The sequence below is a fragment of the Bradyrhizobium ivorense genome (assembly GCF_900696085.1).
Classification (GTDB): Bacteria; Pseudomonadota; Alphaproteobacteria; order Rhizobiales; family Xanthobacteraceae; genus Bradyrhizobium; species Bradyrhizobium ivorense.
This window is the reverse complement of sequence record NZ_CAADFC020000004.1, coordinates 879,380-902,002: the sequence shown is the minus strand read 5'-3', so window position 1 is coordinate 902,002 and position 22,623 is coordinate 879,380. Positions and strand designations below refer to the sequence as shown.

Here is a 22,623-nt window from a genome sequence, read left to right as displayed (position 1 = left end):
CCCAAGGGAGAGGTGAACCGAGTCTGCGGCTCGATCCATGCTATTCGCTCTTGTCGACGTTCCAGAACACCGGCGGCGCCGGGCCTTCCAGCACCCCGCTCAGCGATTTCCTCCAGGCGCTCGGCAGCCGGAACTGGCCGAGGGGGATGTAGACCACCTGCTCATAGGCCTGCTTCTGGATCTCGAGCGCGAGCTGCTTCTGCTCCTCGATGGAGGTCGCACGCGCATAGGCGTCGCGCATCTGCTCGATCTTGGCGTCCTCCGGCCAGCCGAACCAGGCGCGCTTGCCGTTGGCGGCGATCTGGTTGTTGACGATCGGGTTCATCACCTCGGTGGCGCCGGTGAAGGTGAAGAACATGTTCCAGCCGCCTTCCTTCGGCGGCTTCTGGCTGGCGCGGCGGCTGACCACGGTCTGCCAGTCGGTCGCCTGCGCGTCGACGTTGAAGCCGGCCTCGCGCAGCCGTTGCGCCGCCACGATCGGCGGTCCCTTCAGGGTCTGGACATCGCCGGGTACCATGATCACGACCGGCGTGCCGTCATAGCCCGAGGCGGCCAGCGCCTTCTTGGCCTCGGCCATGCCGCCTCCCTTGATCAGCGTCCCGGCGCCGGTGTCGCTGGCGAGCGGGGTGTCGCAGGCGAAATAGGCGCCGCAGATCTCATAATATTTCGAGTTGCCGACGGTGGCGTCCAGCACGTCCTTCTGGTTCAGCGCCAGCAATGCGGCGCGGCGGATTTTGACGTTGTCGAACGGCGGGTGCAGAAAATTCATCCGGCCGTTGATCTGGAAGCCGAACTTGTTGAGCACCGCGACATTGAGATCGGCATTGGCCTCCAGCACCGGCAACAGGTCGATCGACGGCTGCTCCAGGAAATCGATGTCGCCGGATTGCAGCGCGTTGATCGCGGTCTGCGCGTCCGGCATCGTGATCCACTCGACGCGATCGACCTTGGCGACCTTGCCGCCTGAGGTCCACTCCGGCTTCTCCTTGCGCGGCACATAGTCGGCGTTGCGCTCATAGACCGCCTTCACGCCGGGCTGGAATTCGCCGGCCAAGAACTTGAACGGGCCTGAGCCGATCTGCTCCGGGATCTGTTTGCCCGCCGGCGTCTCCGCCAGCCGCTTCGGCATCATGAACGCGACATAGGACGACGGCTTTGAGATCGTCTCCAGCACCAGGCCGTAGGGCTCCTTGAGCTTGAGCACGATGTCCTTCGGTCCGCCGGCCTCGAGGCTCGCGGTGAAATCCATCAGCTTCTGCGCCATGCCGTCGACGGTGGCCCAGCGCTTCAGCGAGGCGACGCAGTCCTCCGCCGTGACCGGGGCGCCGTCGTGCCATTTCAACCCGTCGCGCAGCGTGAAGGTGTAGGTGAGCTTGTCGTCGGAGACCGTCCATTCCGCCATCTGCGGCCGGACCTTGAAGCTCGCATCGATGCCGAGCAGGGTGTCGTAGACCATGTAGCCGTGATCGCGGGTGATGTAGGCGGTGGTGAAGCCGGGATCGGTGATGCGGAGGTCCGAATGCATCACCGCGGTGATGGTCTTGCCCTTGCCGGCGGCCATGGCCCGCGACGGCAGCACGGCGGGCATCGCGATCGGCACGCTGGCCGCAAGCTTGAGGAGAGTTCGGCGCGAAACATGGGGCATCGCTATCTCCTGAAATTGACCGCCGCATGCTTCACTAATCCGCGATCCAAAGCAAGCAAGGGTCCGATCGGATCGAGGGCCGGCGATGCTGCAACTCTGCCGCGCAAGCGCGCATCCTGCATAGGAGCCTGCGCATTCCACCGCATCTCGAAGGCTGTTCGGACCGCGGTCCGCCGTGTAGGCTTGCGCTCTGCCGGCCAGAGACTGTTCGGACCGCGGTCCGCCGTGTAGGCTTGCGCTCTGCCGGCCAGAGATAAGGCCCCCGCCAAGGGAACAAGCAGCCGAGGGAGACTAAAGTAGCCACATGACCGATATCCGATACGTAGCACCGCGCACGCTTGATGAAGCGATTGGCGCATTCGCTGCCGCCGGAAGTGCCGCCCGCATTATGGCAGGCGGCACCGATTTGTTGGTGCAAATGCGCTCCGGCCTGGTGCGGCCGGGATTGATCGTCGACATCAAGAAAATCGGCGAGATGACCGAAATCACCGAAACCGCCGACGGCGGCTTTCGGGTCGGCGCCGCCGTCTCCGGCATGGAGCTGTTGGAGCATCCGCGCTTCGGCAAGGTCTGGCCCGGCGTGCTCGAGGCCGTCAATCTGATTGGCTCCAAACAGGTGCAGGGCCGGGCATCCGCCGGCGGCAATCTCTGCAACGGCTCGCCGGCCGGCGACAGCGTGCCGGCGATGATCGCGGCCGGTGCCGTCGTCACGCTGCAAGGCCCGAACGGCCGCCGCGAGCTCAAGGTCGAGGATGTGCCGGCCGGCCCTGGCCGCACCAACCTCAAGCCGGGCGAGATCCTGGTCGGCTTTGCGCTCCCGCCGCGCCCTGCAGGTTCGAGCGATGCTTACCTGCGGATGATCCCGCGCACCGAGATGGACATCGCGGTGGTCGGCCTCGGCGTCAGCCTGACACTGAAGGACGGCGTCTGCACCGTGGCTCGCGTCGGCCTCGGCGCGGTGGCGCCGACCGCGCTGCTGGTCGATGCGGCGGCCAAGGCGCTGATCGGCTCGAAGCTCGACGATGCGGCGCTGGAAGCCGCGGCCGCCGCCTGTCGCGCCGCCTGCCGTCCGATCGACGACAAGCGCGGCACCATTGCCTATCGCGTCAAAACCGCAGGCGTGCTGCTCAAGCGCACCGCCGCGATCGCCGCCAAGCGCGCCGGAGGACATTAGCACCATGGCGAAACTGCACGTCACCACCACTGTCAACGGCGAGCCGATGGAATTTTTGTGCGAGCCGTATGAGACCATGCTCGACGCGCTGCGCGGCCAGCTCGGGCTCACCGGCTCCAAGGAGGGCTGCTCGTCCGGCGATTGCGGCGCCTGCTCGATCACGCTCGACGACCGCCTGGTGTGCTCCTGCCTGATGCTCGCGGCCGAGGCCGAGGGGCACGAGATCCGGACCATCGAGGGCATGGCCAACGGCGAAAGGCTGCATCCGCTGCAGCAGAAGTTCCTCGAGCACGCCGCGCTCCAGTGCGGCATCTGCACCTCGGGCATGCTGGTCGCCTCCGATGCGCTCTTGAAGAAGAATCCGGACCCGACCGAGGAGGAGGTCCGGTTCTGGCTCGCCGGCAATCTCTGCCGGTGCACCGGTTACGACAAGATCGTCCGCGCGGTGATGGAGACCGCCGCCGAAATGCGCCAGGGAATTCAGGAGGCAGCGCAATGAACGTCCTCAACAACAAATGGATCGGCCAGCGCACCATCCGGCCCGACGGCGTCGACAAGGTGACGGGACGCGCGGCGTTTGCCGCCGACACCACGATGCCCGGCATGATCTGGGGCAAGGTGCTGCGCAGCCCGCATCCGCATGCCCGGATCAAGTCGATCAACACGGCGAAGGCCGAGGCGCTGCCCGGCGTGAAGGCGGTCGTCACCTCGCGTGACATCGTCGATTTCACGATCGAGAAGGGCGCCGTGATGCTCGGCATCCAGGACATGCGCTGGATGTGCCGCAACGTAATGGCGCGCGACAAGGCGCTGTTCCCCGGCCACCCCGTCGCCGCGGTGGCGGCCACCACGGAAGCGATCGCCACTGAGGCCTGCAAGCTGATCGAGGTCGATTACGAGGTGCTGCCCTGGGCGATCGAGATCGACGACGCGCTGAAGGACGGCGCGCCGATCCTGCACGAGTTCAACAAGTTCGACGGCAAGCCCTCGAACATCATGGGCCGGATCGAATCCAAAAAGGGCGACATCGCTGTTGGCTTCAAGGACGCCGAGATCGTGATCGAGCGCTCCTTCACCACGCGCCCGGTGCACCAGGGCTATATCGAGCCGCATGCCTGCCTGATTTCGGTTGCGGCCGACGGCAAGACCACGATCTGGTCGTCGAGCCAGGGCCAGTTCATGGTGCGCGCGATGACCTCGATGCTCACAGGCATCCCGCAGAGCGACATCCGCGCCATCCCGGCCGAGATCGGCGGCGGCTTTGGCGGCAAGACCATCGTCTATCTCGAGCCGCTGGCGACCCTGCTCGCGAAAAAATCCGGCCGCCCGGTGAAGATGGTGATGACGCGCGAGGAGGTGATGCGCGCCACCGGTCCGACCTCGGGCTCGAAGAGCACGGTGAAGATCGGCGCGAAGAAGGACGGCACCATCGTCGCCGCCCACGGCGCGTTCTACCTGCAGGCCGGCGCCTTCCCGGGCTCGCCGATCCGCGGCGCGGTCGGCTGCAGCTTTGCGCCCTACGACATCCCGCATATTCTGTCGGAAGGCTTTGACGTCTGCTCCAACCGCTCCAAGGTCGCGGCCTATCGCGCCCCGGGCGCGCCGATCGGCGCCTATGCGGTGGAATGCGTGCTCGACGAGCTCGCCGAGGCCTTGAAGATGGACCCGCTCGCGCTGCGGCTGAAGAACGCGGCGAAAGAGGGCACCAAGGCGGCGCATGGCCCGGTGTTCCCGCGCATCGGCTACATCGAGACGCTGGAGGCGGCGAAGAACCACCCGCATTATGCCGCGCCGCTCGGCAAGCTGCAGGGACGGGGCGTGGCGTCGGGCTTCTGGTTCAACGCCGGCGGCGAATCCTCCGCGCAGGTCAACATCACCGAGGACGGCAACGTCGTCGTCACCACCGGTCACCCCGATATCGGCGGCTCGCGCGCCGGCATCGCCAACATCTGCGCCGAACTGCTCGGCATCGACTACAAGCGCATCTCCGTCATCATCGGCGACACTCAGACGGTCGGCTTCTCCAACCTGACCGGCGGCAGCCGCGTGCTGTTCGCCTCCTCGATGGTGGTGACGCAGGCGACCGACAAGATCATCGCCACCTTGCGCGAGCGCGCGGCGAAGATCTGGGAGATCGACCCCGAGGCGGTCAAGTGGGAGGACGGCGCCGCGCATCCGGTGAGCCCGAATGCTGGCGAGTTCAAGCCGCTGACGCTCGCCGACCTCGCCGAGAAGGCGCCGTCGCAGGGCGGCCCGATCGGCGCCAGCGTGCAGCTCAACACGCAAGGCGCCGAGGGCGGCTTCGGCACCCACATCTGCGACGTCGAGGTCGATGTCGATCTCGGCATCGTCCGCGTGATCCGCTACACCGCGGTGCAGGATGTCGGCCGCGCCATCCATCCGAGCTATGTCGAGGGCCAGCTCCAGGGCGGCGTCGCGCAAGGCATCGGCTGGGCGCTGAACGAGGAGTACATCTACAACAAGGACGGCAAGGTCGATAATCCGGGCTTCCTGGACTATCGCATGCCGGTCTGCTCCGATTTGCCGATGCTCGACTGCGCGCTGGTCGAAGTGCCGAACCCGAAACATCCGCAGGGCGTCAAGGGCGTCGGCGAAGTGCCGCTGGTGCCTGTGATGGCCGCGGTGGCCAACGCGGTGCACAACGCGCTCGGCAAACGCTTCTACAGCCTGCCGATGTCGCCGCCGAAGGTCTCGGAAGCGCTGGACGCGCCAACGCAACAGGCGGCGGAGTAGAATCGGTAGGGCGGGTTAGGCGAAGCCGTAACCCGCCATCTCCTCCTTGACGAACTTCGGCGGGTTACGCTTCGCTAACCCGCCCTACTTTCTGGCCAATCGACAGCCACCGCGCCCTGTTGACACCACGCCCCCCGATGCGCTCCTCTCGGGATCTCAATCGGGCCGTTGAACCGGATGTCGACCCTGGAAGCCGCATTGCGAGGCGGGGCAGTCGTGCTGCTGCTGTTCCGCATCGTGACGCTCGCCCGCGACGCGCGCGGCAATCCGGTCAGCCGCTATTCGGCGCTGCTGCTCACCGGCATCGTGGCCTATGTCGTCGAATCCGCTCCCGATTTCGGTGCGCTGGATCTGCGCTGGCGGTTTCTCGTCCACCTCGTCGGCGCCGGCACGCCGGTCGCATTCTGGCTCACGATGGGTGCGATCTTCACCGATGAATTTCGCCCGCGCTGGTACCACGCGCTCGCCTGGCTGGTGTTCATCATGCTCGGCGTGCTCGAAACTCTGGGCCGGCCGACTTACACCAGCGCGGCGCTGCACTCCGCCTTGCTGCTGCTTTGCCTGCTGCTCGGGATCTGGCATGTGCTGGCTGGCCGGGCGACCGACCTGGTGGAGGGAAGGCGCCGGCTTCGCGTCTGGTATGCGGTTGCGATCGCGCTCTACACGGTGCTGAGCGTCGCGTCGGACTGGATCTGGCCGGGCGCGCTGTCGTCCGCGCCCTTCAGTCTCGCCAATGCCGCAGCTCTGGCCGGGTTGATCTTCCTGTTCGCGGCGGTGGGCTCGCTGCCATCGAGCGGCGCACCACTGGTGCCGACTGCGGCGCGTGCCGCGCAGAAGCCAACCTCCAACGACAGCCCCCCGGCCGCGTCGCCCGATGTGGCACTGATCGAGGCGCTGCGCAGGCTGATCGATCACGACAAGATCTATCGCGAGCCGGACCTCAGCGTCACGTCGTTGGCGCAAAAGCTCGACATTCCCGAGTATCGGCTGCGCCGCCTGATCAACGGGCAGCTCGGCCATCGCAATTTCAGCGCCTTCGTCAACGGCTATCGGCTGGCCGAGGCCGAGGCCGCACTGCGCGATCCCGGCCAGGCCGAGGTGCCGATCCTGACGATTGCGCTCGACGCCGGCTTCGGCTCGATCGGGCCCTTCAACCGCGCCTTCAAGGCCCATACCGGACTAACGCCGACAGAGTACCGGCGCGCCCACCTCGGTGGCGCTGAGGGCGCCGAACCATTGCCGATTCCGAAATAATCCAGGCCGTTTGCAGAAATCGGCCAGCCCGGGCGCCGGAATCGGCGCGCGGCGCGACTTCACATGTGCGAGCTTCAACTCGCGCGGACAGGCCCGCGACGCTGCGGTCCATGTGGAGACGTCAGGATGAAGCTCATCGCATCACTGTGGAGCATTCCGATCGTGCTTTGCCTATCGGGGCCGGCGTCCGCCGACGACCTCACGGCATCGGGCGATGCCAGGAGCCTGGGCTTCTCCGCCGCGCGTCTGGCGCGGATCGCGCCCTGGTATCAGTCCCGCTTCGATGCGTTCCCGCCGACCGAGGGTCTGCTTCCCGGCGCCGTCGTCGCCATCGCCAAGGACGGCAAGCTCGCCTACCTGCAGGCGGTCGGCTTTCAGGACCGCGCCAAAACGGTCCCGATGCAGACGAACTCCATCTTCTGGATTGCCTCGATGACCAAGCCGGTGACCAGCGTCGCCGCCATGATCCTGGTCGATGACGGCAAGCTGGAGCTCGACGCGCCCGTGGCCCGCTATCTGCCCGAGCTCGCGGAGATGCGGGTCGCATTCCGAAAGACCGATGCAGCCAGCGGCAAGACCGAGTACGGGCTCGAGCCGCCAAAACGGCCGATGACGGTGCGCGACCTGCTGCGCCATACCTCCGGTCTGGTCTATCCGGAAATGGATTTTGCCTATCCGGAGCGCGGCCTTTCCGACCCGAACGACGCGCAGGAGATTCGCACCATCCACATGCTCTATGGCTGGAGGGCGGTATTCAGGCGCGACAAGACGCTGGCCGATTTCGTGTCCAGCCTCGCCAGCCTGCCGCTCGCCCATCAGCCTGGCGAGGTTCATGAATATGGCTGGAACGCCGACGTGCTGGGCCGCGTCGTCGAAGTTGCATCCGGCCAACCCCTCGATCAGTTCCTGCAGGAGCGCATCTTTGCGCCGCTGCATATGATCGACACCGGCTTTTACGTGCCCAAGGAGAAACTTGACCGCCTGGTCGATTCGCCGATGCCGGAACGGCCGCCGATCTGGGATGTCACGACGCCGCCAAAACTGTTTGCCGGCGGCGGCGGGCTGGTCTCGACCGCCCCCGACTATCTCCGCTTCTGCCAGATGCTGCTGAATGACGGCGAGCTCGACGGCGTGCGCGTGCTCACGGCGCAGGCGGTGAAGCAGATGACGACGAACGCGCTGTCGCCGGACGTCCGCATCTTCGGCGGCGACGAGGTCGGCGCCCGCGCCGGGACGACCTTCGGGCTCGGCTTTGGTATCCGCGCCAATCCCGTCTTCAGCTGGATCCCGGGAGCGGTCGGCAGCTACTCCTGGGCCGGATTGTGGGGCACCTATTTCTGGATCGATCCGGCGGAGAAACTGATCGGCTTGCAGATGGTTCAGGCCACGCCCGGCAGCAAGGGGCGCGCGGCGGTGATCTCGGCGGGAATCAATCGTCTCACATACGGTGCGCTCGAAGTTTCGCAGCCGCCCTCGACCGCGTCGGCGGTGCCGGCGACGGTCAGCCCCGAAGTGCTCGCCGATTACGTCGGGAGCTACGACTTCGGCTCCTCCGTGAGTTCGCGTGACCGGCAGGGCCTCGCCGACGGCAAGACCGGATGGCTCGGGATCGAGGCATTCGTCGCCATGGAGCCCGAGGGCCTGCGGATCAACCGGCCGATCGCGAACAGCCCCGCGACCAGGGCCGGCCTTGCGGCGGGCGATCTCGTCACCGAGCTCGACGGCGCGCCGCTCAAGGGCCTTTCGCTCGCCGACGTTCTGGCCCGGCTGCGCGGGCCCGCCGACACCACGCTCAAGTTGAAAATCGTCCGCAAGGGTGAGACGGGCGGAAGCGAGCTCAGCGTCGTCAGAGCCGCGCGCCGCGCCAACGCGGTCCAGCTTCAGCTTCGCGTCGAGCAGGGCCGGCTCGTCGCGGAGGCCACGGGCGCGTGGCCGATCCTCGCATTCGAGCACGGCAAGACAACGCCGCTGGCGGCGACGTCGGCCAACGACTTTATCGTCGACGACGAAGATCACACCCGCATCACCTTCGTCCGCGATGCCGCAGGCAAGGTCTCGGGCCTGATCCTCAATCCCGGACCCTTCGAGCAGAAGGCGGCGCTGATCGTGTCGGGAGCAAACTAGGGCGCGTACTTGTAAATCTTCGTCGATGTCCGGTTTGCCCCGACACCGACCGCCCTTGGCAACCGCAGCAAATGTCGCGATCAGCCACAAGCGGACTTCCCTCCGAACCAGCGGCCGCTTATTTTTACGCTCCAACCGTTACTGAGCCGTCGGCACGGTACGCAAGGAACGATAGTTTGCGCTATTTATTTGATGATTTCATTCTCGATACCGACCGGCGTGAGCTACGGCGGGGCGCCGACTTGGTTCCGACGCCGCCGCAGGTCTTCGATCTACTCGATTACTTGATCGGCAATAGGGACCGCGTCGTTAGCAAGGACGATCTCATCAGCGCGGTTTGGAATGGACGCATCGTGTCAGATGCCGCGCTGGCGACCCGGCTAAATGCCGCTCGGGCCGCAGTCGGTGACGCCGGTGATAAGCAGCGCTTAATCAAGACGATGCAGCGCAAGGGCTTTCGCTTCGTAGGCACAGTTCAGGAAGTTAAAACGTCCACAGATCAGCCGGTTGGCACGGCGGCGCATGGCGGCGACTTGACGCCAAGCTCGTCATCACCACGTCTGTCCATCGTGGCGTTGCCGTTTGCTAACCTCAGCAGCGATCCAACGCAAGACTACTTCGTCGACGGTGTGACCGAAAGCCTGACCACCGACCTGTCACGGATTCGTGGCTCGTTCGTCATCGGTCGACATACCGCCTTTACCTACAAGGGGAAGCAGGTTGATCTCAAACAGATTGGCCGCGAATTGAATGTTCGCTATGTCCTCGAAGGCTCGGTACAGCGTAGTGGGAAGCGGCTAAGGGTAAATGTACAGCTGATCTCTGCGGAAACCGGAAATCATCTTTGGGCTGAGCGCTTTGACAAGCCGCTTGCTGACCTGTTCGATCTACAGGACGAAATAGTATCAAGGCTCGCTAATACGTTAGAAGCCCAGCTCATCGAAGCGGAGGCACGTCGAGCGGAAAGTACGCTGCATCCCGATGCCTTGGATCTCTACTTTCTGGGCGGGGCAACCGCGAACAAGGCGCAGACCCTCGAGAATCTGATGCAAGCAAGGAGCTTTTTCGAGCGTGCTCTGGCGCTGGAGCCCGCACATGTCGAGGCGCTGGTGGGCACAGCGCTGGTCGATCTATCAATAGCAGGCCTTTTTCTGACGGACGATCGCACGGGACGATTTGCGGCGGCGGAGGCAGCCTCGACCAAGGCGCTGAGCCTCGCGCCGGACTTTGCCGCAGCTCATTTCGCCCTAGGGGCCATCTACATCGCCACCAATCGCGCTGCCGACGGCATTGCAGAATGCGAACAGGCTCTGGCGCTCAATCAAAATCTTGCCGACGCTCACGCCGCCATCGGTTGGGCCAAATTCCTCCTCGGTCACGGGGCGGAAACCGAAGCTCACGTTAACGAGGCGCTTCGCCAGTCCCCCCGCGACATCAGCTCCTTCCGGTGGATGGCGTTCGTCGGTCTCGCCAAAGCGCAGGTCGGCGCCGACGCGGAAGCGGTCACATGGCTGCGCCGAAGCATCGATGCCAACCGCAATGTGCCCCTTACACATTTCAACCTTGCCGCTACCCTAGCGTTGTTGGGGCGCTTTGAGGAGGCGCGGACTGCTGCGCAAACTGGGCTTGCGCTCGACCCAAGTTTCACCATCCGCCGTTACCAGCGCAATCTATCGAGCGATAATCCGACTTTTCTCGCCAAACGTGAGCGCGTCTATGAGGGCATGCGGTTGGCCGGGGTGCCCGAGGGGTGATGTCCGCTTCGGGGCACGAGCGTCACCCTCTGCGATAGACGGCAGCCTGTCGATTTCCGTTATGTCCTGCTAACGACCGAGGATCGTGTGGCGGCGCAAAGTGTCGCGATCGGCCATTTGTAGAAATTCGGCCGCGTAGTTTTGTGCGGTTCGTGGTATTTTATGGATACGGATCACGTCCACGCGCGGGTCAGCCATGGTCGAATATCCTGCTAGACGGATCGACTATCGCGAGCAAGGATTGGGGCCGACAATTCTTTTCGTGCCCGGCTCGTGGAGTACGGGAGCAATGTGGCGTGGTGTGATCGCGCTGTTGGGAGATCGCTTTCGGGCGGTGACAACAAGCCTACTCGGTTATGGCGACACCGAAGAGCGCCGGACGCCGGACGACGTTTTGATCGAACGGGAGATCGACGTCATCGAGGCCGTCATCCAGCGCACCAACAGCACTGTCCACCTCGTTGGGCATTCGTACGGTGGCACCGTATGCCTAGCGACCGCTCTCCGTGACCGGACCAAAATCGCAAGCATGACCTTGATCGAGGCGACCCCGTTCAACCTGCTTCGTCATTCGGGCGATCTCGGGCTGTACCAGCAAGTGCGCTCCATGAGCGACGCTTATGTTCGCTCGTATCACAGCGGAAAACAGCTGGCTGCACGGAGCATCATCGACTTCTACGGCGGTGACGGCAGCTTTGATACATTCTCAGCCCGGATCCGGGACTACATTGTTGCCACCACGCCGACGAACATTCTGGACTGGTCGTCGGAGGAGTGTTTCGACTTGCGGCTTGCCGCTTATGCCGGCATCACTGCGCCAAGTCTGCTCGTGCGAGGCCAACACTCTCCTCCACCCATTCAACGCGTCGCCGAGGTGTTGAGTGGCGCAATCCCCGGATCGTCGCTGGTGACCGTTCCCGGCGCTAGTCATTTCATGGTCGAGACCCATCCGGCGGACGTCGCGAGGCTCATCCGTGAACATGTCGCGACGGTCGAGACGCTGCGCTAACCTCGCTTCTGCTTTGGGTCATTTTGGACGGCTTTATCGGGGATTGTCGGAGGCTTGATGTCAGCTTCTGCCCGAAAGCGCCGAACAGGCTGAGCCCATTCAACCCCCGTCAATCAGGCTAGAATGGCTGTAATGCATCCGCCGCGCTGCGCCGTCAGCGTAGCTCCTTGCCCAGCCGCCGAAACACCGTCTCGCAGGTCATCAGATCGAGGTGGCCGCCGCCGGCGTTCTTGAAGAAGGTGATGTCGTCGGCCGCGAGCCGGCCGGCGACCTTGCCGGTGGCGAGGTCGTAGTGATCGCCGAGCACGTCGGTCTCGCGGATCGCGCCGCTGGCGATCGGCTGCAGGATGTCGCCGACGCCGTCGAATGCGGATTCGCGGCGGTCGACGAACACCCGGGCGCGGCGCGCCGCCTCGTCGTCGGCTTCGCGAGTCTCCGGCGTGAAGCCGCCGACCAGGTCGAGATGGGTGCCGGGCCGCAAGTTCGCGCCTTTGACGAGCGGTTCGCGCGAGCGGGTGCAGGTGGTGATGATGTCGGCCTCGCGGGTTGCGGCGTCGAGATCGGTCACCGCCTCGGCGGCGATGCCTTCACCTGCGAGCCGGGTGGCGAGCGCCTCGGCACGCTCCGCCGTCCGGTTCCAGATCACCACGCGCCGCAGCGACGGCCGCGCGGTGCGGTGCCCGCGCACCAGCCAGTGCGCCATCTCGCCGGCGCCGACCACCAGCAGCGTCTCGACGTCGGCGCGCGCCAGGTGTTTGGCGCCGAGCGCGGAGTCCGCCGCGGTCTTCCAGTGGGTGATCTCGGCGGCATCCATCACCGCGAGCGGCCGGCCGTCATTGCCGTCGAACAGCACGCAGACCGCCTGCACGGCCGGCAGCTTGCCGGCGGCGAGGTTGCCCGGAAAGCTGGTGTACAGTTTTGTCATCATGAAGCGGCCGGCATCGACCGCGCTGCGGGTCACCAGCTGCTGGCCCCTTGTCGTCGCCGAGATAGCCGTCCCGCACGGCAATCTTCGGCCGCCGGTGCGCGGCCTCGATCGCCTCGATCAGGATAGGGAGGCTCAGGACGCGGTTGACCTCGCGGTCGTCGACAAAATGCACAATGGTCTCCTCTGGAGCATGATCCGGAAAAGTGCGTAGCGGTTTTCCGAAAAGATCATGCTCAAACAAAAAGCTAAAGCGCGATGATTCCATCGCGCTTTGGGACCCTTGATGGATACCGATTGGGGAGGGCGAGGGGCGTTTGCGGATTTCGGAATATTGGAAGGTTAATGCTGAGTTGCCCGACGTGTCAAGTCGCCTGTTCGAGCGCGGTCCGCCACCACCGGCTACCGCCGGCCCGCCATTCGGCTACTTTGCATGGGGTTGTTTTTCGGCATTTGGTCGGCGCGCCCCCACGACGGCGGTTGGGGAGGCCCGACCGGCATGCGCCGCCGCGCCGCAGTTGCTATCCTGTGGCCTGATTCTCTCGCAGGTTTCGCAAGGCCGTGGTTGCATTCGTCATCGCTGTCCTGATTTTCGTGCTGCTCAGCGGTGCCGCGCTTGCCACCATGGCCGTTCATGGCCGGCTCAAGGAGCATCATCGCTCCGACGAGACCAACACCTCGGTGCGGCTGGTCGCGACGCTGTTCGTCACCATGCCCTCGCTGCTGCTCGGCCTGATGATGAACAATGCGGCCAACACCTATGTGGCGGTCGACCGCAATCTGCATGTCTTCGCCACCGACATCATCCTGCTCGACCGCAGCATGCGGCCGCTCGGCGAGAGCGCCGACGAGCCGCGCCGGCGGCTGCTCGCCTATGTCGAGCAGGTGTTGAAGGATGTGCCGATCTCGCGCGCGAGCGAGGTGTCGGAGCATCTGCTCGACGAGGTCGGCAACAGCCTGCGCGAGCTGCGGTTCGACGACGAGCAGAAGGTCGCGCTGTGGAACGACGCGCGCTCGGTCTATCGGCAAGCGGTGCAGCAGCGCTGGACCTTTGTCGAGCAGTCCGACGGTTCGTTTCCGTCGCCGCTGATCTGCATCCTGGTCGGCTGGCTGACGCTGATGTTCGCGACGCTGGGCTTTCGCGCGCCGCGCAATGCGGTGGTGATCTCGATCTACATCGCTGCGGCGGCGCTGATCTCGGCCGCGATCTACCTGATCATCGAGATGAGCACGCCGTTCTCCGGCCCGATCCAGCTCTCCGACCGCCCGCTGGTGCGCGCCGTCGAGGAGATCAGGCGGTAGCGGCCGGTATCGGCACGCGCTTTCGGCTTTATTCCCCTCGGATTGATGGCTGTCTGTAAAATTGTTTCCGCGGCGTCGGCGGAATAGGGGAGGTCGCGCGGCGTCCTACCCATGCAAGCCATTTGCATTCGAAACGGGAGACACCATGAAGACTTCGCTCGTACTCGCCACCGCCATGTCGTTCGCGCTCGCCTCGGCCGCGCTGGCGGCGCCGCCGACCAAGACCGGAACCACGCCGAAGGGCTCCGTGCTGACCGATGCCAAGGGCATGACGCTCTACACCTTCGACAAGGACAGCGACGGCAAATCGGCGTGCAACGGTCCGTGCGCGACCAACTGGCCGGTGCTGAAGGCTGAAGCCAGCGACAAGGCCGACGGCGGCTACAGCGTCATCACCCGCGACGACGGCTCCAAGCAGTGGGCCTACAAGGGCAAGCCGCTCTACACCTTCGCCAAGGACCAGAAGCCCGGCGACATCACCGGCGACGGCTTTCTGAACGGCGCCTGGCATCTTGCGCAGCCGTGAGGCCGCATCGTAGGGCGGGTTACGCTTCGTTAGCCCGTCCTACGGATGCGCGACGACGTTACGTCCTGCGCTTCAGCGCCAGCCCCATCGTGATCCAGCTGACGCCGGCGCAGATCAGATCGACGCTGAGGAAGATGCCGAGCACCCACAGGCTCGAGACCGGCCAGCCGGCGAGGATCATGACGCCGAGCACGAACGTGATCAGGCCGGACAGCGCGACCAGCCCCCAGGACGAGGCGGCATTCATGCCGAAGGCGAGGAAGATGCGGACGATGCCGGAGACCACCAGCGCGACGCCGAGGAACAGCGTCAAGGTGACGGCGGCGAGCAGCGGGTTCTCGAAGGTGACGAAGCCGGCAATGACATAGAGCGCGCCGAGCGCCATCCAGAGCAGGAACTTGCCCCACGACTTGAACTGAAACGCGTTCACGATCTCGGCGACGCCGGCGACGATCATCATCGCGCCGACGAACAGCACGCTGACGACGGTGGCAAACAGCACGCTGCCGAAGGCGAGCACGCCGGCGATCAGGTAGATCACGCCAAGCGCGACGATCCAGCCCCACTTGGCGCGAAGGCTGGCAACTCCCGATCCGAGGCTGTGAGGAGGGGTGGCGGGTGAGCTCGACATGGTGGACATGATATCGCTCCCATAGACTGCACCTCCCCATGCTACCATAGGTGCCCGCACCGACAAGGCGGGTGACGCGGTTGGCACCACAAGCGCCGCGACACGTTAACCCACGATGCCGGGTGTGCTGCCGCGCAGCAATGGCGGCCGGCCGACGGCATCAGGCAATTTTGAGGAGACTACCGGTCCCACCATCCCGTCCAAACCACAGAGGAGATCGACATGCCCGCCACTCACGACAAGGACCACGTCTACAAGATGCTGGATCTGGTCGGATCATCGGAGAAGAGCATCGAAGCGGCGATCGAGAACGCCATTGGCCGCGCGTCAAAGACGATCCGGGAAATGAAGTGGTTCGAGGTCGTGCAGACGCGCGGCCATATCGAGGACGGCAAGGTCCGGCACTATCAGGTGACGCTGCGGGTCGGGTTTACGCTGGAATAGGCGAGCGACGCGGCTTTAACCGTCTCGTCATTGCGAGGAGCGAAGCGACGAAGCAATCCATTCCTCCACACATGCGGAGAGGTGGATTGCTTCGCGGAGCCTGTCATCCGCCGGCGCTTCGCGCCGACCGGTGGCTCGCAATGACGTGGAGCGGGCGTGCCGTCGATCACCGCCGCGACAGCGGCGCGGGCGGCGGCGGCGCGGTTGCGCCGGCGGCGAGCGAGCGCTGCACCATCACGGTGTCGGACCAGCGGCCGTAGCGGTAGGCGACGCCGGGCAGATGCCCGACGCGGGCGAAGCCGAAGCGGTCGTGCAGCTTGAGCGAGGCGGCGTTGTCGGCGTCGATATAGCCGATCATCTGGCGAAAACCGGCCGCGGCGCAGGTGTCGATCAATTCCTGCAGCAGCCTGCCGCCGACGCCGCGCGCGGTGAAACGGTGATGCACGTAGATCGAATGCTTCACCGTGTAGCGGTAGGCCGGCCGCTTGCGGAACAGCACGACATAGGCGTAGCCGACCACCTCGCCGTCGCAGACCGCGACCAGATGCGGCAGGCGAGTGTTGCGCAAATTCTTGCGGCGGTCGCGCAGATCGTCGGGCTCCGGCGTGCCGCTGTCGTCGACGCTCTCCTCGACGCCGCGGCGGATGTGATGGCGGTAGATCGACAGCATCGCATCGACATCGCTGTCGCGGGACGCACGCACCGTGATCTTGTGATCATTCTCCATTGTTGGCGGTCCGCTCGCTTACTCGGCAACGACATAGGTGTAGAAGCGGACGCGGCCGGCATCGTCGATCTCCTTGTAGATGCCCTGGACCTCGACCTCGAAGCCGGGAAACGCGTTGAAGCTCGCCTCGAACATCTTGAGATAGTCGATCATCGGCTTGCTGCGTTCGGTGAGCCGCTCGCCGGGCACGATGGTGGCGATGCCGGGCGGGTAGACCACAAACGGCGTCGCGGTGATGCGGCCGAAGATCTCGCCGATCGGCAGGTAGTCGACGTCGTTGCGCACCAGATAGCGCGAGGCCTCGCGCGGCGACATCGCGATCTCCGGCAGATGCTCGGGCAGGAACTGCCAGGCCTGCAGCGCGCTGACATTGGCGTCGCGGAAGAAGCGGTGCATGTCGCCGCAGAGATCGCGCAGCCGCACCCCGGCATAGCGGTTCGGGCGGCGGCGGTAGAATTCCGGGATGACGTCCTCGATCAGCGCGTTGTCGTCATGCAGCTTCTTGAACGCGACGAGGCCCGAGATCAGCGTGCCGGCCTTGCTGGCCTCGACGCCCGGCGTCAGCAGGAACAGCAGCGAGTTGAGGTCGTTCTTCTCGGCGACGATGCGGTTCTCGCGCAGATAATGCGCGACGACGGGGGCGGGGACGCCGTGGTCGGCGTAGACGCCGGTGGCGTGATCGAAGCCCGGCGTCAGCAATGTCAGCTTGTTCGGGTCGGTCATGGCAAAGCCTTCCGTCAACTCCGGGAAGCCGTGCCAGCTTTGGCCGGGGTTGAGCTGCCAGTAGGACGGATTGGTCGCGAGCTGGTCGGTCGAGATCGTCTCCCAGGCGACATTGTGCACGCCGTTCTCGCGCGCGACATCCGGGATCGCCACGCGATCCGGCACGAACGGCTCGAAGAACCAGCGCCGCTCGGTCCGCGTCTCGTTCTCCTCGAACTCGCGCTTCACGGCGCGGACCTTCTTGCGCAGCTCGATGCCGAGCCGGATCGTGTCGTCCCACAGCACCTCGCCGGAGCGGCCCTTCATCATCTGCGCGCCGACGTCGAGCGAAGCGAACAGCGGATAGAACGGCGAGGTCGAGGCGTGCTGCATAAAACTTTCGTTGAAGCGGCGGTGCTCGACGCGGCGCTTCTGGCCCTTGATGTGGCGGTCGCGGATGTGGATCTGCGAGGCCTGCGAGAAGCTCGCCAGCTGCTTGTGGGTCGACTGCGTCGCGATGATGCCCGGCGCCTCGGGGCCGAGATCGGCCAGCCCCATCGCGAAGCGGCCGGCATAGATCGGGTGGAATTTCATGAAGCCGGCCCAGGCCTCGTCGAACAGGATGTAGTCGCAGAGATGGCCGATCCGCTTCAGGATCATCTCGGCGGAGTGGATGGTACCGTCATAGGTGCACTGCTCGACCACGGCGACGCGGAACGGGCGGGGCTTCTTCCAGGCGTTCTCGTCCTTGACCAGCGGGTGCTTGCGGATGTGGTCGCGCAGCGCTCCTTCGTCGAGCAGGTCCCAGCGCATCGGCCCGATCAGGCCCCAGGCGTTGCGCACCGTCGGCACATAGACCGGGATGCCGCCGCCGATCAGAAGCGCGCCGTGATGGGCGGCCTTGTGGTTGTTGCGGTCGAACAGCACGAGGTCGCCGTCGGTGACCAGCGAGCCGAGCGCGACCTTGTTTGAGGTCGAGGTGCCGTTGAGCACGAAATAGGTCTTCTCCGCGCCAAAGATCCGCGCCGCCTCCTTCTGCGCCTTCAGCGCCGGCCCCTCATGGGTGAGGAGGTCGCCGAGGTCGAGGACGGAATTGTCGAGGTCGTCGCGAAACACCGCCTCGCCGAGATGCTCGACGAACACACGGCCGATCGGGCTGCGGCTGTAGAACACGCCGCCATTGTGGCCGGGGCAGGTCCAGAGCTGGTTGCCTTCCTCGGCATAGTCGACCAGGGCGCCGAAGAACGGTGTCTTCAGGTTCTCGGCATATTGCTTGAGCCGGCTGATCAGGTTTTTCGCGATGAAGGGCGGGGTTTCCTCGGACAGGAACACGTAGCCGTCGATGAAATCGAGCACCTCGACCGGCAGGTCCTCGAACCGCTTGCGGCGGATCAACAGGATGATCGGGAAGTCGAGGCCGCGGCGGCGCATCAAATTGATCAGCGCCGCGGTCTTGCCCTCAAGACCCTTCTTGCCCCAGTCGACCACCATGCAGCCGATCGCGGCATCGGTTTGCACCGCGATTTCGGCATCCTCCAGCTTGCGGGCGCGGACCACCTCGAAGCCGGACCGCTCGATCTCGCTGATGATCTGGTTGAAGCGGATGCCTTCGAGATCGTCCGATTCGAACACCGGCGCGGCGAACAGGAAGTTGAAGCGTTTGAAGTAGTCCATGCGAGTCCCCGAAACTGGTCCGGCTGAACCTGTCGGCACATTTCATGACGATGAGATGACAATGGGTGGGCGCCTGACACGTGATGCGCGGAGTCCGGTCACCGAAGGGAGTTTGCGCATGGGAGGGGGTCTAGATGAATTCAGTTCATCTGCGGCTGAATTCTTCGGATTTGCGCGGCGCGAGAGGTTGTCCGACAATCCGCATGTTCCGGCTGGAGAGGGCACCATGCATGCACGCGCGGAAGCCAGTGTTGCGGACCATCTTGCTGCGGTGGCGCGGCTGGCGCCGCTGATTGCCGAGCAACGGCAGCATTTCGATCGCGAGCGCAGGCTACCCGATGCCGTCTTCCGGGCGCTGGCCGAGGCCGGACTGTTTCGGCTGTATCTGCCGAAGGCGCTCGGCGGGCCGGAATTCTCGCCATTCGACTTCATGACCATCGTCGAGGCGGCGTCCGCGCTTGACGGCTCGGTCGGCTGGCTGGTCGGCAACGGCGCCGGCATGAGCCGGATCGGCGGCTACCTGCCCGCAGACGTGGTGCGGAGCTGGTTCGCCGATCCAATGGCGTTCATCGCCAGCGCTACCGGTGCGGTCGGAACGGCGGTGGAGGTCGAGGGCGGCTACCGCGTCAGCGGGCGCTGGCCGTTCGGCAGCGGCGCGCATCATGCGACGCGGTTCATGGGGCTCGCCAGCGTGAAGGGGCCCGACGGCAAGGACGGCCCGTCGCTGTGCTGCTACTTCGACCGCGCCGAGGTCCGCGTTCACGACACCTGGTTCGTATCCGGACTGCGCGGGACCGGAAGCTGCGATTTCGAGATTGAGGACAGCTTCCTGCCCGCCAGCCACGTCCACCCGCTGATCGATTTCCAGCCGACGCAGTCCGCGGTGATCTACCGCCTGCCGGCGCTGTCGGCGTTTCCCTGGACGGTCTCGGTGGTCCCGCTCGGAATTGCGCACGGCGCGCTCGACGCCTTCATCGCGCTGGCGAGCAAGAAACCGCGGATGGCCGGCGGCGGCCAACTCCGTGACGGCGAACTGGTTCAGGCGCTGGTCGGCCGCGCCGAGGCCGCAGTGCGGTCTGCGCGGGCGTTATTGATCGAGGCGATGACCGAGCTGATGGCCGCGGTCGATGCCGGCGGCGATCGTCTGATCGAGGCGCGGGTGTTGTTTCGGGTTGCCTGCGCCAACGCCGCGGAGAGCGCCGCGCGCGTGGTCGAGATGCTCGCGGCACCGGCCGGGACCGCGGCGATCTTCGAGACCGGCACGCTCGAGCGGTCGATCCGCGACGTTCAGGCGGCGATCAAGCATGTGGCGATGACCCAGAACAGCTACGTGCTCGCGGGGCGCATCAGCCTCGGCCTGCCGCTCGGCACGACGCGGTTTTGAATGGGCCTGCCGGCTGTTCCGTGCGCGACGCCGGTGACCGCGGATATTCGAGCTGCATCGCGACGAAGTCGGCCGTATCAGCGCCATAGCGGGTCTGGATTGCGCGCAAGGCGGTGTCGAGCGCCTGCGCCGGCGGCGTGGCTCCGACGGCGGGCAGCAGGCGCTCCGCGGGCCAGGTCGCCGCAACCTGTTGCGGATAGATGCGCAGGCCGTTGCGCGTGGTCTGCGCTGCGTCGGTCTTTGCAAATGTCACCGCATGCGAGCGATAGGTCCGCGACCAGCTGTCGGCGACCAGCGCCAGCGACACCTCGTCGACATCGGCGCTCAGCGCGAGGCCGAGCTGCTCCCGGTTCCAGAACGCCAGCGTGTTACGGATCGCAGTCAGCGCGAACGGGCGGGTGAACTTGAAAGCGCCGCTGTCGTGGCGCGCATTCCAATCGGGCAGGCCGATCTCGCGGGCGACCGCCTCGGCCTTGCCGCGGCCCGCAATCGCCTCGATCAGGGTGAGCGACATCGGCATCGACGCCGAGATGCCCGTCGTCGTCGCGACGCCGCGGTCGACCACGATGCGGCGGTCCGCGACGTACCGGATCCCGGGATGCTTGTCCTGCCAGCCCTTCAGGTAGAACCAGTGCGTGGTGGCGCGCCTGCCGTCGAGCAGCCCGGTCGAGGCAACGACCTTGCCGCCGGCACAGATGCCGACGATCACGGCGCCTTTCTCGGCCTGACGCTGGATCCACGGCACCACGACCGGATCGTCGTCGCGGCTCATCGCCGGCACGATGACGTAGTCGGCGCCGTCGGGATGCGCGGTGTCGAATGCGGCTGTCGTTGTATCAGGCTCGACCTTCAGCACCGGGAACAGCGTCACCGGCCCGGGGCCCGTCGCCAGCGTCACGACATCGGCAACGTCGGCGCGCTTGAGAATGCCGTAAGGCATCAGATAGTCGGTGGTCTCGGTCATGTCGTTGATGCCGACGATCGCGATCAGCGGGCGCGCTCGCCTCAGTGGCTTCAGCGCCGCGAGCGTTGCGTCATGCTCCTGCTGCGCGATCGGTGGCGGAACCTTGATGGCCGATGCGGCGGGAAGGGTGAGCAGCCAGGCGCCGCCGACGATTGGAACCAGCGCGGCGATGGCAGCGCCACTCCATGCAAGAAATCGCCAATTCATGATCCATCTCAACGTATGCGTTCGCGTCGCCCGGCGCGCAAACTATCCAGCGACCCCATCGGTCGAAATGGCGAAATTCCCGCAAAAACGGACACGCCTGGACGTGACGCGCAGGCGTTGGTTGCGCCGGCGCTCCGACTACCCACATGGCAATGCGTGCCGGAGCGAACTCGCAGACCTGGAGGCGATCGATGACCCAAGACCTTCCCGGCATCTACCGGAACTACATCGCTTGCCTGAACCGGCAGGACTGGTCGCGGCTTGGTCAGTTCGTCGACGACGACGTATCTCACAACGGTCGGCGGATCGGTCTGCCGGGCTATCGCGAGATGCTGGAGCAGGACTTTCGTGACATTCCCGACCTTCACTTCAACATCGAGTTGCTGGTGTCCGACGCGAGCTACGTCGCGAGCCGGCTCGCCTTCAACTGCTCGCCGAAGGGCAGGTTTCTCGGCCTCGATGTCGACGGCCGGCGCGTCGCGTTTGCCGAGAACGTGTTCTATGAATTCCGCGAGGGCAAGATCGTGCAGGTCTGGTCGGTGATCGACAAGGCCGCGATCGAGGCGCAGCTAGTGAAGAAAGCGTAGCCCGGAGGAGCGCAGCGACACCCGGGTTCAATTCTCCCGCATATCGCTGCGCTCATGCGGGCTACGATCTCTCAATACACCAGCCCGGTCCCGGGCGGCTTTTCGAGCGCCGCCGCCAGCGAACGATATTCGTCGCAGCCGGTGCCGCAGATCGCGGCAATCCGGGTCAGATGATATTGCGCCTGCTCGCGGTTGCCTTGCTCGATCTGCCAGAGGCCGTAATAGTTCCAGGTCAGCACGTGGTTTGGATCCGCTTTCAGCGCGCGCTCGTACCAGAGTTGCGCCTCCCTGAAGTCGCCGAGCTTGCGATAGGAGTAGCCGATCAGATTGGCGACGTTGGGTTGGTCGTCATGCTTGAGCGCGTGCAGCTGATCGATCGCCGCGAGATAGTCGTTGCGTTCGTAGATCGTTGCATAGGCCGTGCGGTAGGCTTCGCGAAACGCCGGATCATCGAAGGCCGACTGCTTGGTTGGCTTCTTGGTTCGGCGCGTGGTCTTTCTGTCCCTCTGCTGCGGGGACGATGACGCGGGACCGCTGTAGCTCGATCCGTAGGGATCGCCACCACCGCCTCCGCCGCCACCGCCACCTCCGCCTGCGGCGATAACCGGCGGCGAGACCAGGAAGAACGGCGCTGTCAGGAACGTCGCAACCGCTGCAAGCTTGATCGGTGACTTGATCATGGGGACCTCCCGCTTCGACCGGGCGAGTGCCGGTTTGAAGCAATAACTCCCCGTCGCCTCGCGCATTCCCTTCAATGCGAAAAATTGTCTGCGGCGACGCGTGTGACAGTCGCGCTGTCGTTTTCAAAGAGTGAAGCGCGCAGGTGAGGGCGTATG

At 65.2% G+C, this 22,623-nt stretch carries 19 protein-coding genes and 1 pseudogene; 12 read left to right on the top strand and 8 right to left on the bottom strand.

The features are described from left to right. Positions 1-40: 40 nt before the first annotated feature. The gene (locus CI41S_RS04940; protein ID WP_139857662.1) at positions 41-1,645 is read right to left on the bottom strand and encodes an ABC transporter substrate-binding protein; all 1,605 of its coding nucleotides are present in this window, start codon (positions 1,643-1,645) and stop codon (positions 41-43) included. Positions 1,646-1,958: 313 nt separating this feature from the next. Here CI41S_RS04940 and CI41S_RS04935 point away from each other — a divergent pair, with 313 nt between their 5' ends. The 6 genes from CI41S_RS04935 to CI41S_RS04910 all read left to right on the top strand — a co-directional run bounded on the left by CI41S_RS04935 (position 1,959) and on the right by CI41S_RS04910 (position 10,705). Continuing rightward, positions 1,959-2,819 carry an FAD binding domain-containing protein gene (locus CI41S_RS04935; RefSeq protein ID WP_139858569.1) on the top strand — a complete coding sequence of 287 codons (861 nt, stop codon included), beginning with the start codon at positions 1,959-1,961 and terminating at the stop codon, positions 2,817-2,819. Between the two features lie 4 nt (positions 2,820-2,823). Next, positions 2,824-3,318 carry a (2Fe-2S)-binding protein gene (locus CI41S_RS04930; RefSeq protein ID WP_139857661.1) on the top strand — a complete coding sequence of 165 codons (495 nt, stop codon included), beginning with the start codon at positions 2,824-2,826 and terminating at the stop codon, positions 3,316-3,318. Next, a complete protein-coding gene (locus tag CI41S_RS04925; RefSeq protein ID WP_139857660.1) occupies positions 3,315-5,573 on the top strand; it encodes a xanthine dehydrogenase family protein molybdopterin-binding subunit in 2,259 nt (752 codons plus the stop codon). The genes CI41S_RS04930 and CI41S_RS04925 overlap by 4 nt, the downstream gene beginning before the upstream one ends. Before the next feature lie 177 nt (positions 5,574-5,750). Beyond that, on the top strand, positions 5,751-6,827 hold the full coding sequence (locus CI41S_RS04920; RefSeq protein ID WP_172627920.1) for an AraC family transcriptional regulator: 1,077 nt from the start codon (positions 5,751-5,753) through the stop codon (positions 6,825-6,827). 126 nt (positions 6,828-6,953) lie between these two features. Further along, positions 6,954-8,951 (top strand): serine hydrolase, encoded by a 1,998-nt coding sequence (locus tag CI41S_RS04915; RefSeq protein ID WP_139857658.1) that lies wholly within the window; start codon positions 6,954-6,956, stop codon positions 8,949-8,951. Between the two features lie 176 nt (positions 8,952-9,127). Next, entirely contained in the window at positions 9,128-10,705 is a 1,578-nt protein-coding gene (locus tag CI41S_RS04910; RefSeq protein WP_172627919.1) for a winged helix-turn-helix domain-containing tetratricopeptide repeat protein, read from the top strand. Between the two features lie 69 nt (positions 10,706-10,774). Here CI41S_RS04910 and CI41S_RS44925 read toward each other — a convergent pair whose 3' ends face one another. Beyond that, positions 10,775-10,903 carry a hypothetical protein gene (locus CI41S_RS44925; RefSeq protein WP_283813062.1) on the bottom strand — a complete coding sequence of 43 codons (129 nt, stop codon included), beginning with the start codon at positions 10,901-10,903 and terminating at the stop codon, positions 10,775-10,777. Here CI41S_RS44925 and CI41S_RS04905 point away from each other — a divergent pair. Beyond that, complete coding sequence (locus CI41S_RS04905; RefSeq protein ID WP_139857656.1) at positions 10,902-11,714, top strand: alpha/beta fold hydrolase; 813 nt, start codon at positions 10,902-10,904, stop codon at positions 11,712-11,714. The two genes, CI41S_RS44925 and CI41S_RS04905, sit on opposite strands and share 2 nt — an antisense overlap. A 154-nt stretch (positions 11,715-11,868) precedes the next feature. Here the strand turns inward: CI41S_RS04905 and CI41S_RS04900 are convergent, their stop codons facing one another. Continuing rightward, on the bottom strand, positions 11,869-12,675 hold the full coding sequence (locus CI41S_RS04900; RefSeq protein ID WP_244626406.1) for an ornithine cyclodeaminase family protein: 807 nt from the start codon (positions 12,673-12,675) through the stop codon (positions 11,869-11,871). Between the two features lie 525 nt (positions 12,676-13,200). On the opposite strand from CI41S_RS04900, the gene CI41S_RS04895 reads away from it, so the two are divergent. Together CI41S_RS04895 and CI41S_RS04890 are read left to right on the top strand one after the other, a co-directional pair. Then, entirely contained in the window at positions 13,201-13,941 is a 741-nt protein-coding gene (locus CI41S_RS04895) for a bestrophin-like domain (protein WP_139857655.1), read from the top strand. A gap of 145 nt (positions 13,942-14,086) precedes the next feature. Beyond that, complete coding sequence (locus tag CI41S_RS04890) at positions 14,087-14,467, top strand: COG4315 family predicted lipoprotein (protein ID WP_139857654.1); 381 nt, start codon at positions 14,087-14,089, stop codon at positions 14,465-14,467. Positions 14,468-14,525: 58 nt separating this feature from the next. Here CI41S_RS04890 and CI41S_RS04885 read toward each other — a convergent pair whose 3' ends face one another. Then, on the bottom strand, positions 14,526-15,098 hold the full coding sequence (locus CI41S_RS04885; protein ID WP_194475346.1) for an HdeD family acid-resistance protein: 573 nt from the start codon (positions 15,096-15,098) through the stop codon (positions 14,526-14,528). A 222-nt stretch (positions 15,099-15,320) separates the two neighbouring features. On the opposite strand from CI41S_RS04885, the gene CI41S_RS04880 reads away from it, so the two are divergent. Continuing rightward, positions 15,321-15,542, top strand: a complete 222-nt coding sequence (locus CI41S_RS04880) for a dodecin (RefSeq protein WP_139484547.1) — start codon at positions 15,321-15,323, stop codon at positions 15,540-15,542. Between the two features lie 166 nt (positions 15,543-15,708). Here the strand turns inward: CI41S_RS04880 and CI41S_RS04875 are convergent, their stop codons facing one another. Beyond that, entirely contained in the window at positions 15,709-16,269 is a 561-nt protein-coding gene (locus tag CI41S_RS04875) for a GNAT family N-acetyltransferase (protein WP_139857653.1), read from the bottom strand. An 18-nt stretch (positions 16,270-16,287) separates the two neighbouring features. Continuing rightward, positions 16,288-18,645 (bottom strand): Orn/Lys/Arg family decarboxylase, encoded by a 2,358-nt coding sequence (locus CI41S_RS04870; protein WP_139857652.1) that lies wholly within the window; start codon positions 18,643-18,645, stop codon positions 16,288-16,290. A 226-nt stretch (positions 18,646-18,871) separates the two neighbouring features. Here CI41S_RS04870 and CI41S_RS04865 point away from each other — a divergent pair, with 226 nt between their 5' ends. Continuing rightward, complete coding sequence (locus tag CI41S_RS04865) at positions 18,872-20,029, top strand: acyl-CoA dehydrogenase family protein (protein ID WP_172627917.1); 1,158 nt, start codon at positions 18,872-18,874, stop codon at positions 20,027-20,029. A gap of 31 nt (positions 20,030-20,060) precedes the next feature. On the opposite strand, the pseudogene CI41S_RS04860 reads toward CI41S_RS04865, so the two are convergent. Further along, positions 20,061-21,200 (bottom strand): annotated as a pseudogene (locus CI41S_RS04860) (DJ-1/PfpI family protein); the annotation flags it as partial. 191 nt (positions 21,201-21,391) lie between these two features. On the opposite strand from CI41S_RS04860, the gene CI41S_RS04855 reads away from it, so the two are divergent. Next, entirely contained in the window at positions 21,392-21,787 is a 396-nt protein-coding gene (locus CI41S_RS04855; protein WP_139857649.1) for an ester cyclase, read from the top strand. A 71-nt stretch (positions 21,788-21,858) separates the two neighbouring features. On the opposite strand, the gene CI41S_RS04850 is transcribed toward CI41S_RS04855, so the two are convergent. Further along, a complete protein-coding gene (locus tag CI41S_RS04850; protein ID WP_139857648.1) occupies positions 21,859-22,467 on the bottom strand; it encodes a tetratricopeptide repeat protein in 609 nt (202 codons plus the stop codon). Positions 22,468-22,623 lie beyond the last annotated feature (156 nt).

What these genes read in the sequence shown, in the direction of transcription:
- CI41S_RS04940 (WP_139857662.1), bottom strand. Translation starts at nt 1,645, where the DNA reads ATGCCCCATGTTTCGCGCCGAACTCTCCTCAAGCTTGCGGCCAGCGTG.
- CI41S_RS04930 (WP_139857661.1), top strand. Translation starts at nt 2,824, where the DNA reads ATGGCGAAACTGCACGTCACCACCACTGTCAACGGCGAGCCGATGGAA.
- CI41S_RS04925 (WP_139857660.1), top strand. Translation starts at nt 3,315, where the DNA reads ATGAACGTCCTCAACAACAAATGGATCGGCCAGCGCACCATCCGGCCC.
- CI41S_RS04920 (WP_172627920.1), top strand. Translation starts at nt 5,751, where the DNA reads ATGTCGACCCTGGAAGCCGCATTGCGAGGCGGGGCAGTCGTGCTGCTG.
- CI41S_RS04915 (WP_139857658.1), top strand. Translation starts at nt 6,954, where the DNA reads ATGAAGCTCATCGCATCACTGTGGAGCATTCCGATCGTGCTTTGCCTA.
- CI41S_RS04905 (WP_139857656.1), top strand. Translation starts at nt 10,902, where the DNA reads ATGGTCGAATATCCTGCTAGACGGATCGACTATCGCGAGCAAGGATTG.
- CI41S_RS44925 (WP_283813062.1), bottom strand. Translation starts at nt 10,903, where the DNA reads ATGGCTGACCCGCGCGTGGACGTGATCCGTATCCATAAAATACCACGA.
- CI41S_RS04890 (WP_139857654.1), top strand. Translation starts at nt 14,087, where the DNA reads ATGAAGACTTCGCTCGTACTCGCCACCGCCATGTCGTTCGCGCTCGCC.
- CI41S_RS04885 (WP_194475346.1), bottom strand. Translation starts at nt 15,098, where the DNA reads ATGTCGAGCTCACCCGCCACCCCTCCTCACAGCCTCGGATCGGGAGTT.
- CI41S_RS04880 (WP_139484547.1), top strand. Translation starts at nt 15,321, where the DNA reads ATGCCCGCCACTCACGACAAGGACCACGTCTACAAGATGCTGGATCTG.
- CI41S_RS04875 (WP_139857653.1), bottom strand. Translation starts at nt 16,269, where the DNA reads ATGGAGAATGATCACAAGATCACGGTGCGTGCGTCCCGCGACAGCGAT.
- CI41S_RS04870 (WP_139857652.1), bottom strand. Translation starts at nt 18,645, where the DNA reads ATGGACTACTTCAAACGCTTCAACTTCCTGTTCGCCGCGCCGGTGTTC.
- CI41S_RS04865 (WP_172627917.1), top strand. Translation starts at nt 18,872, where the DNA reads ATGCATGCACGCGCGGAAGCCAGTGTTGCGGACCATCTTGCTGCGGTG.
- CI41S_RS04855 (WP_139857649.1), top strand. Translation starts at nt 21,392, where the DNA reads ATGACCCAAGACCTTCCCGGCATCTACCGGAACTACATCGCTTGCCTG.
- CI41S_RS04850 (WP_139857648.1), bottom strand. Translation starts at nt 22,467, where the DNA reads ATGATCAAGTCACCGATCAAGCTTGCAGCGGTTGCGACGTTCCTGACA.